The organism is Novosphingobium resinovorum (genome assembly GCF_036352595.1).
Lineage (GTDB): Bacteria > Pseudomonadota > Alphaproteobacteria > Sphingomonadales > Sphingomonadaceae > Novosphingobium > Novosphingobium resinovorum_B.
The window spans coordinates 40,466-55,178 of record NZ_JAZFAX010000031.1 but is presented as its reverse complement, the minus strand read 5'-3'; the positions used below and the strand labels follow the sequence as shown (position 1 = coordinate 55,178).

The window sequence follows — 14,713 nt, the reverse complement described above, 5'->3', positions numbered from 1 at the left end:
CCGGACTCCTGCTCCTTGATCATCCCGATGATCTGCGCCTCGGTAAAACGGCTCTTCCTCATGCGTCTGCTCCTTCTCGTGGGCAGACTCTACATCAGAATGAGGGACCTTTCGGGGGGCAGGTCAGTCGCTGATCGCAACTCGAACGCCTTCACTCAGCAGGCGCCGCGCCGTTTCCTTGCCGATGCCGCTGTCCGCGCCGGTGACCAGCGCAATGCGCCCTTCGATATCGAGCTTCATCGTATCGATCTTCCTCTTCGTCGGATGTCTGAGATGTTTCTGACTAAAGGGCTGTCGGCACGGCGAAGTTCCCTGGAACCGCATCGTCTGCCCACGACTTGCCTCACCATTCACCGCAAGCAAGGATGCAGGATGGACGCCGAAGCCCGTGACGTGCTGGACTATCTCGCGCGGCTCGCGCCTGCGGCCGAAGGGACGCCGGACGATGCACGCTGGCTGGAGAATTTCCGCTACCAGACGCGGCTCCTCGCGGGCCTCGACGCTCCGCCGATGGACTTCATTCGGTATCGCATGTCGTCGTGCCCCGGACGTCAACGCCCGCGCTTGCGATCCGGCTGTATCGTCCGCACCCTGGCCGCTTGCCGCTGCTGCTGCACATGCACGGGGGCGGCGCCATCGCCGGGTCCGTCGATGGCCACGACGCCGCCTTGCGGATGCTGGCCAGCCGCACCGGCTGGCTGGTCGCCGCGCCGCTCTACCGGCGAGCGCCCGAGCACAGGTTCCCGGCGCAGCTCGAGGACGGCTGGCGCGCGCTCGGCCATTTACGCGATCAGGCGGACACCTTGAACATCGATGCGTCCACCATCGTCATCTCGGGTGACAGCATCGGCGGGACGCTCGCGAACGCCCTGGCGATGCGCGGCCGCGATGCCGTCCGGGAGACCGGGAGACCCGCCATCGCGGGGCAGATCCTGCTCTATCCCAATACCGATCTGAGGCGCGATGCCGACTATCCCTCACGCACGCGCGAGAACGGCCACATCATCGCGCTCGAGGATCTCGAACGGCAGATCGACCTGTACCTGTCACGCGAAAGCGATCGTCACGATCCGATTGTCTCGCCGGTCCTTGCCGATCCGGCGGGTCTGCCTTCAACTCTGCTGGTGACATGCGGGGCGGATCCCCTTTGCGACGAGGGCGACGCTTATGGCCACCTGCTGGCCAGCGCCGGGGTCCCGGTACGCCATGATCACTTCGCCGGCATGATCCACGCATTCATGCAAACGGGCGGCCACACACGTGCGACCGCCCGGCTCTTCGATTGCATTGCAAATTGGCTGCAGCGCTTCGCGCCTTCACCCTAAGTCTTCAGGCGGATGCCGGCATGTCCCATCTAGCTTCCACCTCCAGGGCTTCGACATCGCACTGACAGGTAAGCAGTGCCTGCTCCTTGCCGTCCTCCCGGAAGAAGACAGCGAACGCGCCTTCATCGACATCGCCCTCGATCCGGCGATCCTTGGCCGAAGCGGCATGGCCGACATAGCGAAGGCTGGTATCGTAATGCCCGGACCAGAAGAACGGGGTGTCTCCGAACCCTTCCTCGACCTTGCCCAGCAGCCGCCGCGCAAGGTACTGGCCCTGCCTCTGCGCATGGACCCAATGCTCGACTCGGATCGGGTGGCCCAGTCGCGGATCGGGATAGGAGGCAATGTCCCCGATCGCGAAGACGCCGTCAGCGGAAGTCGCAAGCGTGGCATCGACCCTGATCCCACCACCTTCCTCGTTGGTGGCGAGCGCGATCCCGGCAGCTTCGGCAAGTTCGACGCGCGGCTTCACGCCGGCACCGATGACCAGGAGGTCGGCATCGACCGTCGATCCATCGTCAAGGGTTAAGGCCTTGCCATCATAGCTTTCGATCGTTCTCCCAAGTCGGAACGCAACGCCCTTGTCTTCATGCAGGCCCCGAACGAAGCGCCCGACCTCCTCGCCGAGCACTCCGGCAAGCGGAACATCGTCCTTCGCAATGACGGGCACGGGACGCTTACGCTGGCGCAGCGACGCGGCGACTTCAAGGCCGATGAAACTGGCCCCCATGACCGCCACGCTCTTCGCCTTCTCCGCGGCCTCGATGAGAGCGTCGGCATCGGCAAGCGTACGAAGAACATGGACGGTGTCGCGATCGAAGCCGTCGATGGCAGGGACGATCGGCTCAGCTCCTGTCGCGAGGATGAGCGTCTCGTAGGGCACGCTCTGCCCATCGGCCGTGGACAGGGTCCTCGCCCGGGTGTCGATGGCCGTCACCTCAGTTCCGGTACGCACCTCCACCAAGGCAGCCCCCTGCCCGGCACCGGAAGGGAGCATGCATTCGTCACGCTCCTTCTTTCCGGCAAGATACTGCTTGGAGCAGAACGTGCGATCGTACGGGACGTCGGCATCGGCACTGAGGATCAGCACGCGGTCCCCCTGCCCGGCCCGCTCGAGAACGTCGGCGCAGGCGTGACCTGCCGCCCCGCCGCCCACGATGATGATGCGGCGCTGATCCGGCATAGCTTTCAGGCTCGCCTGCGTATTCGCATCGGCCCTGCCGGTGACGCGGATCACTCCGCCCTCTTCGGTCAACGCAAAACACGAAAGCGGCTCGATCGCAGGCGCGCCCACCGCCTCGCCGGTTTCCACCGAGAAGCGCGCGTGGTGCCATGGGCACCGAAGCTCTCCTGCCGCAATGATGCCCTGTTCCAGCCCGGCTCCCAGATGCGTGCATTCGCCCGAGAGAGCGCGCACCCTGTCACCTTGCCGGACGAGGACGACGGGCTTGCCGTCGAACTCGCCCGCAAGGATCGTGTCCGGCTTCAGGTCGCTGCTCGCAATGCCTGCGGCAAAATCCGGCTTCTTTTCCGCCATGATGCTCAAGCCTTCAGGAAAGGGCGACCTTCATGGGCCACCAGCAGGTCGTGCATGTCGGCCGCATGCTCTTCCTCGTCCGCGAGAATGTGCTCGAGCATGATGCGCGTCGTCGGGTCGTTGTCGCCGAAGTAGCGGATCAGTTCCTGATAGTGCTCGATGACGAGGCGCTCGGCGATCAGGTCCTGCTTGATCATCTCGATCAGATTTCCCGGCTCGCCGTATTCGGTGGCCGAACGGGTGGCGAGGTCCTTGGGATCGAAGTCGGGAACGCCGCCCAGCTGGTCGATGCGGTTGGCCGCCATCAGCGCGTGACCATGTTCGCTCTTGGCATGCTCCTCGAATTCCGCAGCGACGCTCTTGGACGTGATGCCGTCCGCGGCGATCGCGTGCATCTGGTAGCGCAGCGTGCAGACGATCTCGGTCGCGACCACTGTCTGCAGAAGTTCGATCGTCTTGTCGACGTCGCCCTGATAGCTGGGCATCACCGCGCCGTCCCCGAGCGACTTGCGCGCGCGTTCACGAAGGGTCTGGACGTCGGTGAGAAAGGCGCTTCGGTCCTGGGTCTGGGTCGCCATGGTGATCTCCTGTGATGGGGGGTTTCACCCTTAAGGCTGTCGGCGGTCCATGGGTTCCGCGCGAACGACTCGCAGCAACGGAAGGCGCCTGTTCGCCGACAGCAACAGACGCGAAACAGTTCCCGGCGTTTGCGCGGCGTTTTCCCGGGATTGCGACAAACGGCGAACTTTTTGCGAACGCGCGACGTTACATCTCCCGACTGCAGCATGAGGGGCCAATGAACACAGCTGACACATCCATCTCCGACCAGCACGGAGCCGATGCGAAGACGCCGGCGCAGTACGGCGCTGCAGCATGGAAGGATATCGCGGGACGTGTCTGGACAAACAGCGGCCGGCACGATCTCAATCTGCTTTCCGCGGCCGTCGCTTTCTATGCATTCCTGTCATTCGTGCCGCTGCTTGGTGCAGTCGTGATGACCTATGGGCTGATCGCCGATCCGGCCACGGTCGCCAAGCACATGGCGACGATCATCGACCTCGTTCCTGCCGACGCCGCCCACCTCATCTACGACCAGCTCACGAACCTCACCCTGGCGGCGGCCGACAAGAAGGGGCTTGGCCTTGCAGTTGCGCTCCTCATCTCGATCTACGGCGCTTCAAGAGCATCGGGCGCCATGATCGGATCGCTGAACATCGTATACGAGCAGCAGGATCACCGCTCGTTCGTGCGCGGCACCATTCTTGCCCTCGCACTTGCCGCATCGGCGGTCGTGGTCGGCATCGTCGGGCTGGTTGCGGCCTCGATGCTCAGCCTCGCGGGCGACCTCATCGCCGATCTCGGCCCGATCGGCGCCCCGCTGATCCAGGCAGCGACCTGGGTCGTCGCCGCGGGCCTGTGCAGCATCGCCATCGGCGGGATGTACCGCTTTGCGCCAGACCGCGCCGATGCGCGCTGGCAGTGGCTGACCACCGGGTCCCTGATGGCGACGGCGCTATGGCTGGTCGCCACCGTCGGCTTTGGTCTCTATGCCTCGTCGCTGGGCAATTACGACACCACTTATGGTTCGCTGGGCGCCGTGGTCGTGCTGCTGATGTGGCTTTATGTCTCGGCCTATGCAGTGCTGCTTGGCGGTTTGGTCAATGCCGAGACGGAACGACAGACCGCCCGAGACACGACCACAGGCCCGGAACTGCCAATCGGCTCACGCGGGGCAACGATGGCAGACACCAGCGCCGCGCTGTCACCGAACGAGAACTGAGAGGGGTTACAGGTCGAAACCGGGGCGCGCTTCACGAGCCCGCTGCGAGCCTGCGCCGGAACGCTCGGCCCCTCCGCTGGTTGGCTCCTGCATGCCCAGAAAGAATTGCCAGCGTCCCGACCTGCATTTCACCCGATCGGAACGCGCGTCGTTGCCAGCCTGCCCGGCGTATCGCCAGACTCCCTCATGGCGATAAGGCCGCGCATCGCCGGGCGCGAACATGCCCGCGCCGGTACATCACCGATCTCGCGGGCCTTCTTGAAGAGGGTGGCGCCGCTTTTCGCCGGCAACGAGATTTCCGGCGGGCCGATGCTGCTGGCAACGTTCGTCGCCCTTGTCCTGAGCAGTTCACCTCTCGCGTCAGGCTGGGAGGATTTCTGGGGCCTTTCGCTGGAGATCAGTCTGGGCTCGCATTCCCTCTCTCACTCCCTGGCGGAGTGGATCGACCACGCGCTCCTGCCTCTGTTCTTCGTCATCATCGGCACGGACATGAAACGCGAGATCGTCACGGGTGAACTCTCGCGCTGGCGTTCGGCCGCTTTTCCGCTGCTGGGGGCAATCGGCGGCATGGTGGTGCCGGTGGGACTCTTCCTGGTCATTGCCGGACAAGGCCCGGAAGCGGCGGGATGGGGAACGGTCGTCGTCACCGACACTGCTTTCGGCCTCGCCCTGCTGGCAATCTTCTCCGACCGGTTCCCAGCCGGTCTTCGTGCCCTTCTGCTGGCGTTTGCCGCCATAGACGACGTCGGCGGACTGCTGGTCATCGCCGGCGCCTATACCCGGCACATCGAAATCGTCGGCCTCGTCGTGGCGGCAGTATCGTTCGGCGTCATGCTGCTGCTGCGCAAGCTGCGCTGGTTTTCCTCCTTCCCTTACGTGTTGCTGTCGATAGCAACCTGGGGCGGGATATTCGCATCCGGCATTCATGCCACGATTGCCGGCGTCGTCATCGGTTTCGTCGCACCGGTCCGCCCGAGGCTGGACAAGGATGCCTTTTCACGCGGAGTGCAACGCAAGGTCGATGATTTCCAGGATGCCTACCGGCAGCTGCGCCAGGCCGATGGCGACGATCGCACAGACCGCGCTGCCCATCATGAGGTTGAGGCCCACCTTGGATACCTCGACGAGATGACGGCGGCTACAGAAGTCACCGGCGATCGTCTCGTCGGGGTCCTGACCCCCTGGGTCAGCTATTTCGTCCTGCCGCTGTTTGTACTGAGCAATGTCCATGTGGCAATCACCCCTGATGCTCTTGCCAGCGCAGTGGCATCGCCCCTCGCCCCGGCGGTCGTCGCCGCTCTGGTTCTTGGCAAACCGATCGGCTTTCTGTTTGCTTCGTGGCTTGGAACCCGGACCGGAATTGCCCGTCTGCCGAGCGGCGTGACATGGCGCATGGTTCTCGCAATGAGCAGCCTTGCCGGTATCGGTTTCACGATATCCCTGTTCATAGCCGACCTTGCATTCGCGGACAGTAGACTGGTCGAGCAGGCATCGCTCGGGACGTTGGCTGCGTCGGCAGTGGCTGGTCTTGCAGGCTATGTCTTCCTTCGGTTTGCAGGTGATCGCCCGAAGATGTGATCCGAAAAAATGGCGCTGAATTCGCCGCTGCCAGCAATCTTCGACCGTAGAAAATCGGCCGACCGGCACGCATGCCCGGAATGAGAGCTTCTGCCCGAGGCCGAGGTCCGCCGCGGGCACCGACGATGCGAGGAGCCAATGCGACGGATGCCACAATGAAGTCGTCCGGCAGTGGATCGATACCTGCGCCTTCCGTGTTTGGTCTTCATGCAGCGCGAAGGCAATCGCGCGCCGGATTGAAGCGAAGGAGAGCATCGATGAATCGCGATGAACGCAATCCCGAAAATCGCCAGGCAGGTGGCTATCGCAATCAGGACAGTTCCTGGGACATGCCGCGCCAGGCCAATCAGTGGCAGGACGAGGGCAGTCGGCAGGCCGGCGGAATGGACGATACCACGGAAGGATCTCGAGGCGCCTATGTGCCGCGTCGGGGTGAAGGCCGCGCCCGCAATCTCGACAGTCGCTACGAAGGCGGTCGCTACGAAGGCGATCCGGGGAGTTCCCGTTATGAAGAAGCACCGCGCGGCACTTTCGTACGCGACCCGCGTCTTGAAGGGCGTTACGGGTATGGCCGGGATGAAAACATCCGGCGGGGATCCTCTCCGCGCAGAAACGACTATCCAGTGCATGATTTCGATGCGAGTGGGGGCAACGACTATTCCAGCTTCACCAGCGAGGATTACGGCGGCCGCGATTTCTCGGCAGATCGCGGCGCGTTGAGTGGAGGGGCGCACCCCAGCAACAGCTATCGACCGAGTTGGGGACCAGGCAGCTGGTCCCGTCGGCACCACGATGACGACTACGGCGCATGGCGTGCCGAAGGCGAAAAGCGCGGGTTCCTGGAAAGGGCCGGCGACGAGGTGGCCAGCTGGTTCGGCGACAAGGACGCGTCGCGCCGCCGTGACATGGATCACCGGGGACGCGGCCCTTCAGATTATACCCGCTCGGACGAGCGAATTCGCGAGGATGTCAATGATGCCTTGACCCAGGACTGGCGGCTCGATGCAAGCCATGTCCGGGTTGTGGTGAAGGAGGCCGAAGTGACACTCGACGGCACGGTGTCCACACGGCAGGACAAGCGCCGCGCTGAAGATCTCGCGGAGAACGTGTGGGGCGTAAGCCACGTCCAGAACAATCTTCGCGTGACCGGGTCCACTGTGCGGCACGACCAGTCAGCCGTTGATGGCATTCCGACTACACCTTCGTCAGCAGCCACGCGGCCGACCACGACATCCTGACGGCGGAAAAATGCCAGGGGATGGAGGGGAGCCTGATGGCTCCCCTCCTTTTATCATCTGCAGGCGCCCGGGAGGCTCCCTGGCAATTCCCGCAAGGTGCGGCCTAATGCTCTTGCCCATGCTCAAGGTCGCGCTGAAGGCCGCTTTGCACGCCATTCCGCCGGTAGGACGCATCATCGGCGTCCCCCTTCCCACGGCAGTCCGGGTCCATTCCGGCGCCCCCGGTCGCTCCCGCGTTCGGACCAGGGTTGAGGCGCTCCTCTTCCAGCGAGCGTACACCTTCGGGATCTTTGTCCCCGGGCTTCATGGCAGGATCATTTCTGGGCATGGTCAGTCTCCTTTGCTCTCCTGATTGAAGTGACTGCATCCGGCCCGCGTTTCGACTAAAGGCGCCCCGCAGGCTGGCGCGTGTCGTCGCCGCGACAGGCTGCAGTTCCAGCGCGCCGACCGGCCTTCGAGGCAGGAACAAAGCGGATCGCACCGGCGTTCGCATTTGCAGGTATGGATTTGCAGAGAAAGACGACAGCCTTGGCAATTTTTGATGCCGGGAAGCTAGCAAACCGCTTTCCACCCCATCTGCTTGCGGCGATCAGCACATCCTGGAACGTGCACCGCGCGCGGATCCTTCGCACCTGCGCCAAGGAATTGCCGGTGGTCGCCTCGACCGAAGTCCACCTCAAACCCCGGTGACGATGCTGCCGCATTTATTCGGCGTACTTGTTGGGTAATGGACAATCCCCATCCAGACATCGGATTCGAGAAGACCCCGTTACCGGGTCCGCCCGCCGAGCCATATCGTGGGTGGTGAAAGCGTCCCGCCGCCTTGGACGCGAGAACCTCCTCATGTCGTCACACCGGCGACACCGTCCAGTGAGCCGCATCCGGTGCGGCTCACTGGACGGTACGTCAGTTTGAGGGGTTCGCGTCCCGGATCGACCTGGCCGACCCCATGCCCGCGGCCTTCGACGCTCCGCCGATTTTGCTGCGGACGCCCTCCTCGACCTTCCTGCCGGTCTCCGCGTCGATGTTGCGCCAGTATTCGAATGCTCGCTGCAAAACTTTCTCGCTGACGCCATCGCACAGGTGGCCGACCACGTTCTCGACAAGACGCCCTCGCGCGGCGTCGTCCATCACTTCGCGCACCAGCGTTCCGGCCTGGCTCCAGTCATCGTCGTCGGCGCGCAGGGTGTGGGCCTCGCGCACCATCTCGCCATCGGCCTGCCAGATGCCCGCCTCGTACGGGTCGCGCTCGGCTGCCGGGCCGCCGTAGCTGTTAGGGGCATAGACGGGATCTGTCGCCTTCTCGATCCGCATCGCCCCGGCCGTCGAATAGCTGTGCACCGGCGCAACCGGTCGATTGACCGGGATCTGCTTGTAATTGACCCCGAGCCTGGCGCGGTGCGCGTCGGCATAGGAGAAGCCGCGTGCCAGCAGCCTCTTGTCAGGCGATAGGCCGACGCCGGGCACCATGTTGTTCGGCTCGAAGGCAAGCTGTTCGATTTCGCTGTGGAAGTCGGTGGGATTTCGCGTCAGCGTCAGCTTGCCGACCTCGATCAGCGGATAGTCGGCATGGGGCCAAATCTTGGTGAGGTCGAACGGATTGATGCGGTAGGTCCTGGCATCCTCATAGGACATCACCTGCCAGAAGAGCGTCCAACTGGGATGGTCACCCTGATCGATCGCATTGAACAGGTCGCGGCGGTGGAAGTCGCCGTCCTTGCCCGCCATCACATCAGCGTCGGCCTGGCTGAAGTAGGCGTTGCCGTCCCCCAGGTCGGTCTTGAAGTGGAACTTGACCCAGAACTTTTCGCCCTTAGCGTTCACCAGCGAATAGGTATGGCTGGAATAGCCGTTCATCTCGCGCCAGGTCTTGGGGATGCCGCGGTCGCCCATCAGGTAAGTCACCTGATGCGCGCTTTCAGGCGAGAGCGTCCAGAAATCCCACTGCATGTCGTGATCGCGTAGGCCATTGTCGGCGCGGCGCTTTTGCGAGCGGATGAAGTGCTGGAATTTCATCGGGTCGCGGATGAAGAAGATCGGCGTGTTGTTGCCGACCATGTCGAAGTTGCCCTCTTCGGTGTAGAACTTGACCGAGAAGCCGCGCGGGTCGCGCCAGGTGTCCGGGCTGCCGCTCTCACCCGCGACCGTGGAGAATCGGATGGCGGTGTCGACCTTGGCACCCGGCTGGAACAACTTTGCCTTGGTGTAGGCGATGACATCGCCGGTGGTCTCGAAGTGGCCGAAAGCGCCGCTGCCCTTGGCGTGGGGCTGGCGTTCCGGAATTCTCTCGCGATTGAAGTTGGCCATCTGCTCGATCAGGTAATGATCGTTGAGGACGATCGGGCCGTCTCGGCCGATAGTCAGCGAATGCTCGTCGCTCTGGATGGGAATGCCGGCATCGTTGGTGGTGCGCGGGGTGGACCGGTATGTCATGGGAGCCTCTGGCTTTCTGAGTGGATGCTATCGCTACCCATGAGCCTCCCAGAGGTTCCCCAGTCGTTTTGGATCAGACCGCCACCTTGCGCAAAGACTGCTCGATCTCGCCGCCGCAATAGGAGCTGCCGTATTCGTCCCGCGCCTGCTCGGCGAGACGCTTCAGTCGAGGCATCTCGGTCATGCGCCGCACCAGCGCAGCAAGGTTCGGAGCTGCATCGCGGAGCAATGCCTCGATCGCCGGGAAACGCTCCGTCATCGTCGACCACAGCACTGCACTGACGATGTCCGCCACGCCCGGCTTCCTCGTGCCTAACAGGAAGCCTTCTGTCTCGCTGAGCCCGTTTCGTAGACCCGTCGCCTCCCAGATCTCCATCCAGCGCCTGAGGCGTGGCATGAAGTCCCGCCACGTCTCCTCGGTCCACATCTGCCGTCCCCCATCCAGCGTGATTTCGTCGAGGACATCGTTGGCGTCGTTGACGACCTTGAGGGTCCGCGCCCGTTCTTCGATCGAAGGTGGCAAGAGATCCAGCTTCTCACCCAGATAGAACGCGATCGCAGGCATTTCGGAGAGCGCAAACCCGCTCGCGTTGTCGACCAGGACGGGAGGCCCCATGAACGGGGTCGACTGCTCGGCGGGTGAACTCGCCATGAGCTGGCCGATCTCATCGCTGTCATGCTCGGCCCAGGTCTTCCCGGCGGAAGCGAGGATGCCGCGGATGAGCTGGCCGCGAAAGGGCACTGGCCAGTAGTAGAGGTCGAAATCGGACATCGCTTTCTCCTGCAGCATGAAGACCTCTCAATGCGCTGCGGTATGCCCGGTTTCGTGACAGCGACGAGCCGCCCTCGCCAGCGGTCACCCCGCCTTTGCCAGTGCAGAACCCTGTGCCCGTTCAAGGGTTATAGGCAGCAAAGGAACCTGCATCATGGCAACCCACGAAGCCCGCCTGATCGGTATTACGATCGACTGCCCATTTGAGGCGGCCTATGCCTTCGCTCACGTGCCGGAGAATTTCCCCGAATGGGCTGCGGGCATGTCGTCGTCGCTCCACCGGGACGGCGATGAATGGCGGGCTGACACGCCCGCCGGTGAAGCAAGGGTCCGGTTCAGCCCGCCCAACGATTTCGGCGTTCTCGATCACTGGGTCATGCTGCCCGGCAAGCCGGTCATACATATCCCGCTGCGGCTGATCGAGAACGGGACAGGGACGCAGGCGGTCTTCACCCTCTATCGCCAACCGGACATGTGCGACGACGATTTTATTCGTGATGCCGCCATGGTCTGCCAGGATCTCGAGAGCCTCAAGGCACTTCTGGAACGTAGTCAGCCGGACAGGGATGCTCCATGACGAACGAGCCACGTAGCGAAGAAACGGAGCAGCCGGACAAGGCACTCGATGCGTCCGAGGCCCGGGATGTCGAGGAGCGCAAGGCCGGCTCCTCCAAGATCGTTCACGAGGTCGTGCGTTTGCAGGGAGAAGAGGAGCTCGCACGGCCCCCCCTCGCCCTGACCCTGTCGGGTATCGCCGCAGGCCTTGCGATCGCTCTCTCCCTGCTGTGCGAGCTGTTCCTGCGCAGCCACCTGCCCGATACCGACTGGGCGCCGCTGATCTATTTCCTCGGCTATCCGATCGGCTATGTGATCGTGGTGATGGGCCGGCTGCAGCTCTTCACCGAAAGTACGGTGACGGCGGTGCTGCCGATCGCGACATCGCCTTCGCTGGGCAATTTCGGCCGCCTTGCCAGGCTCTGGGCCTGCGTGCTCGTGGGCAATCTGATCGGCGTCACGCTGGTGAGCGCGCTCATGGCCGGCGAGATCATCGTCACGCATGAGCAGCGAATGGTAGCCCTCGACATTCTGGGCAAGCTCGAACTCCAGCACTGGACCCGCACGCTGACGCTGGGGATACCTGCCGGCTTCATCATGGCGGCGGTCGCCTGGGTGCTGCCCAATGCCCGGGGCAGCGAATTCTGGGTCGTATTCGTGCTGACCTACGTGATCGCGCTCGGCGGCTTTGCACATGTCGTGACCGGATCGTCGCAGGCGAGCTTCCTGTGGCTCAGCGGCCGCATCAATTTCGGTGAAGCCTGGCTCGAATTCACCCTGCCGGCGCTGATCGGCAATATCGTCGGCGGCACCGGCCTGTTCGCGGTGCTGGCACATGGCCAGATGCGCAGCGATCTTGGCGCGGACGATCCGCATCCGAACCGAACCACCCAAGTTGACCGCATGGATCAGCACAAGAGAGGACCTGTCCCATGAAGCTCTACTATGCGCCGGGCGCTTGCAGCCTGGCCGACCATATCGCCATGGCCGAAGCCGGCTTGCCCTTCACCCTGGAAAAGGTCGACCTGAAGGAAAAGCGCACCGAGACCGGCAGCGACTACGCCACCATAAATCCCAAGGGCTACGTTCCCGCGCTTGCCCTCGGCGATGGCACCATCCTCACCGAAAACATCGCCATCCTCAGCTATCTTGCGGACCAATCCGAGAAGATCGCGGCGTCACCGGATAACCGCTGGAAATTGCTGGAGACGATCGCCTTCATCTCGACCGAAGTGCACAAGGGCTTCAAGCCGTTCTTCACGCCGGACAGCACCGATGAAGCGAAGAAGGCAGCAGGAGACAATCTGGCCAGGCGCTTCGCCTACCTCGAGGCGCAGCTGGCTGAACGCGACTACATCGTCGGCGACAGCTTCACTTCGGCAGACTGCTACCTCTTCGTCATGCTGATGTGGGCGCAGAAGAAGGCCAGGCTACCTCTGCCGGACACCCTCACCCGCTATTTTGACCGGCTGACCCAGCGCCCGTCGATACGCCAAGCTCTGTCAGCGGAGGGTCTGGACTAGCTCGCCCTCAGGCCCCTGCGAGAAACTCGTCGTCGCGTTCCATGGCGACGGGCCCGCCGGTCCGCGAACAGATCTCGCGCAGCGCGGGCTTGAGACCTTCCTCGAAGGTAGGGTGATAGAGCGGAAGGGGCAGTATATCGCTCGTCGTCAGGCCCCGGTCGATCGCCATGACGAGGAAATGCGCCATGTGCTCGGCTGCCGGCGTCGCCAGCACGGCACCGATTAGTTTCCCGTTCGCCGAATCGGCATGGAGGCGTGGCAGTCCGCGGTTCACACCTTCGACCTTTGCCCGCCCCTGATCCTCGTAGGACGCGCTTGCGATCACGCTGTCCTTTCCATCGAGCTCGCCGATGTTCGCCAGCGCAGGATCGGTGAAGATGATCGAGAAGGGGACCATGCGCCGGCCGGTTATCATTTCCGGGAAACAGGCGGCATTGCGCCCCGCGAGCGTCCCTTCCGCCTGCGCCTCGTGCAGCACGGGACGCGAATGGTCTGCATCGCCGGCCATGAAGATCGGCGCATCGCCGCACTGCAAGGTCGCAGGGGATATTTGCCGTAGGGGGATGCTCCCTCTGTTGCCGGTCTCCTCCCCAAACAGCATGCCGAGAGTCTGTTCCCGCACCCGCCTGTCTTCAGCGGTGGGGCCGGCCAAATGGCCAGTCGATGATATGTCCTGCCCACAGGAGAGCCCAGATCAGCATGGGCTGGAAAACCAGTCTGGGGCCATGATACCACCAGGAAAGGTGAACGCCCGCGACCGGATTGTCATGCAGCGCGTGATTGAAGTTCGCCGGCCACACGCACAAGGCATAAGCCGCCAAGGCTATGGAGGCGCCCCGATACGCCCCCGGCGACCAGCGCTTCGGAACGAGCAGACCAGCTGCGCCGGCGATTTCGCATCATCCCGTTGCCCATACCACGAAGTCCGGTAGGGGCACCCAGCGCGGTGTGATCGCCACAAACCCGTCTGGGGCGGTAATGTGTTTGTATCCGGCAAAAACAAAGACAAGCGCGAACAGCCATCGCAGCAAGCTTCGCGCGAACGGAAATAGCCAGGGCGAAGTCGGTTCGCAAATATGCTGGTTCATGATCATTCTCATTTCGCGGGAACGCTGGCCTGCAGCATTTGCCATCCATCCTCGCAGTATGTACAAAAATGACCACATGACTATGATTTAATTGAAAATTCCCCCTTCAATTCGATGTCGATCATCCCCAAGTGTTGGCCATGGCCCAGCATGATATCATTATGAATCGCAGGGCGATGATGCTTGCCGGTGCCGCAGTTGCGGTCGCTTCATGCTCGCGCTCCTCTTCGCCCCTGCGTTCGACTTCGCCGCTTGCCGCTCCGGTATTTCCGAAGTCCGCAGGCCCTGCCAGCGTTCCGGCAATGGTGCGTAACGACGGACCGCGCGCAGCGTTCTCGACCGTCAATCCCCCGCTTCTGCGCAAGGCTCTTGCGTCCCTTGATCGGCATGGAGACCGGATCAGGCGGCGCGACCGGATCGCGATCGTGGACTTTTCCGCGCCGTCGTCGGACGCGCGAATGCATTTTCTCGACGTGGAAGACGGCAAGGCCATTCGCCTGCTCGTCGCGCATGGATCGGGTTCCGATCCGCATCACACCGGATACCTTGAACGCTTCTCCAACGCGTTCGGATCGAACGCATCAAGCGAAGGGGCATATCTGACCGATGACTATTACGTCGGCAAACATGGCCGTTCGCAGCGGCTGATCGGGCTCGACGCCACCAACAACAATGCGCTTGAACGCGCCGTCGTCGTGCACAGCGCGTGGTACGCAAATGACGACATGATCAAGGCGCATGGCAAGCTCGGCCGCAGTCAGGGTTGCTTCGCGGTGGGGGAGAACAAGCTCGATGACGTCTTCTCGTTCCTCGGCAAGGGGCGAATGATCTTCGCGGCAAGAAGCTGAATCCGGGCCTAAAAATCAGACGGTGAGCAACGTCGA

General features: G+C 63.1%; 16 protein-coding genes. 9 read left to right on the top strand and 7 right to left on the bottom strand.

Annotation, left to right across the window (positions count from 1 at the left end; genetic code table 11):
* Positions 1–123 precede the first annotated feature (123 nt).
* A complete protein-coding gene (locus V2S85_RS21915) occupies positions 124–240 on the bottom strand; it encodes an SDR family NAD(P)-dependent oxidoreductase (RefSeq protein WP_419198225.1) in 117 nt (38 codons plus the stop codon).
* Positions 241–599: 359 nt separating this feature from the next.
* Between V2S85_RS21915 and V2S85_RS21910 the strand changes: the two genes are divergently transcribed.
* Positions 600–1,325: an alpha/beta hydrolase gene (locus tag V2S85_RS21910; RefSeq protein WP_330704933.1), complete on the top strand. Its 726-nt coding sequence runs from the start codon at positions 600–602 to the stop codon at positions 1,323–1,325.
* 4 nt (positions 1,326–1,329) lie between these two features.
* Here V2S85_RS21910 and V2S85_RS21905 read toward each other — a convergent pair whose 3' ends face one another.
* Entirely contained in the window at positions 1,330–2,862 is a 1,533-nt protein-coding gene (locus tag V2S85_RS21905) for an FAD-dependent oxidoreductase (protein WP_330704932.1), read from the bottom strand.
* Between the two features lie 5 nt (positions 2,863–2,867).
* Complete coding sequence (locus V2S85_RS21900) at positions 2,868–3,440, bottom strand: ferritin-like domain-containing protein (protein ID WP_330704931.1); 573 nt, start codon at positions 3,438–3,440, stop codon at positions 2,868–2,870.
* A 218-nt stretch (positions 3,441–3,658) separates the two neighbouring features.
* Between V2S85_RS21900 and V2S85_RS21895 the strand changes: the two genes are divergently transcribed.
* The 4 genes from V2S85_RS21895 (at position 3,659) to V2S85_RS21880 (ending at position 8,148) form a co-directional block, all read left to right on the top strand.
* The gene (locus V2S85_RS21895) at positions 3,659–4,642 is read left to right on the top strand and encodes a YihY/virulence factor BrkB family protein (protein WP_330704930.1); all 984 of its coding nucleotides are present in this window, start codon (positions 3,659–3,661) and stop codon (positions 4,640–4,642) included.
* A 186-nt stretch (positions 4,643–4,828) separates the two neighbouring features.
* Positions 4,829–6,220: a Na+/H+ antiporter NhaA gene (gene nhaA / locus V2S85_RS21890; RefSeq protein WP_330704929.1), complete on the top strand. Its 1,392-nt coding sequence runs from the start codon at positions 4,829–4,831 to the stop codon at positions 6,218–6,220.
* 257 nt (positions 6,221–6,477) lie between these two features.
* The gene (locus V2S85_RS21885) at positions 6,478–7,458 is read left to right on the top strand and encodes a BON domain-containing protein (protein WP_330704928.1); all 981 of its coding nucleotides are present in this window, start codon (positions 6,478–6,480) and stop codon (positions 7,456–7,458) included.
* Positions 7,459–7,986: 528 nt separating this feature from the next.
* Positions 7,987–8,148, top strand: a complete 162-nt coding sequence (locus V2S85_RS21880) for a hypothetical protein (RefSeq protein ID WP_330704927.1) — start codon at positions 7,987–7,989, stop codon at positions 8,146–8,148.
* A gap of 216 nt (positions 8,149–8,364) precedes the next feature.
* Here the strand turns inward: V2S85_RS21880 and V2S85_RS21875 are convergent, their stop codons facing one another.
* Together V2S85_RS21875 and V2S85_RS21870 are read right to left on the bottom strand one after the other, a co-directional pair.
* On the bottom strand, positions 8,365–9,891 hold the full coding sequence (locus V2S85_RS21875; protein WP_330704926.1) for a catalase: 1,527 nt from the start codon (positions 9,889–9,891) through the stop codon (positions 8,365–8,367).
* Positions 9,892–9,964: 73 nt separating this feature from the next.
* A complete protein-coding gene (locus V2S85_RS21870) occupies positions 9,965–10,663 on the bottom strand; it encodes a glutathione S-transferase (RefSeq protein WP_330704925.1) in 699 nt (232 codons plus the stop codon).
* Positions 10,664–10,817: 154 nt separating this feature from the next.
* Here V2S85_RS21870 and V2S85_RS21865 point away from each other — a divergent pair, with 154 nt between their 5' ends.
* Genes V2S85_RS21865 through gstA form a run of 3 tightly spaced genes read left to right on the top strand, consistent with a single transcriptional unit; the run spans position 10,818 to position 12,741 of the window.
* Positions 10,818–11,240: an SRPBCC family protein gene (locus V2S85_RS21865; protein ID WP_330704924.1), complete on the top strand. Its 423-nt coding sequence runs from the start codon at positions 10,818–10,820 to the stop codon at positions 11,238–11,240.
* Positions 11,237–12,154 (top strand): formate/nitrite transporter family protein, encoded by a 918-nt coding sequence (locus tag V2S85_RS21860; RefSeq protein WP_330704923.1) that lies wholly within the window; start codon positions 11,237–11,239, stop codon positions 12,152–12,154. Before V2S85_RS21865 ends, V2S85_RS21860 begins: the two co-directional genes overlap by 4 nt.
* On the top strand, positions 12,151–12,741 hold the full coding sequence (gstA, locus tag V2S85_RS21855) for a glutathione transferase GstA (protein WP_330704922.1): 591 nt from the start codon (positions 12,151–12,153) through the stop codon (positions 12,739–12,741). The genes V2S85_RS21860 and gstA overlap by 4 nt, the downstream gene beginning before the upstream one ends.
* Before the next feature lie 7 nt (positions 12,742–12,748).
* Here the strand turns inward: gstA and V2S85_RS21850 are convergent, their stop codons facing one another.
* Positions 12,749–13,249 carry a hypothetical protein gene (locus V2S85_RS21850; RefSeq protein WP_330704921.1) on the bottom strand — a complete coding sequence of 167 codons (501 nt, stop codon included), beginning with the start codon at positions 13,247–13,249 and terminating at the stop codon, positions 12,749–12,751.
* A 391-nt stretch (positions 13,250–13,640) separates the two neighbouring features.
* On the bottom strand, positions 13,641–13,829 hold the full coding sequence (locus V2S85_RS21845) for a hypothetical protein (protein ID WP_330704920.1): 189 nt from the start codon (positions 13,827–13,829) through the stop codon (positions 13,641–13,643).
* Positions 13,830–13,969: 140 nt separating this feature from the next.
* Here V2S85_RS21845 and V2S85_RS21840 point away from each other — a divergent pair, with 140 nt between their 5' ends.
* Positions 13,970–14,677 (top strand): murein L,D-transpeptidase catalytic domain family protein, encoded by a 708-nt coding sequence (locus V2S85_RS21840; RefSeq protein WP_419198224.1) that lies wholly within the window; start codon positions 13,970–13,972, stop codon positions 14,675–14,677.
* The last annotated feature ends 36 nt before the right edge of the window (positions 14,678–14,713 follow it).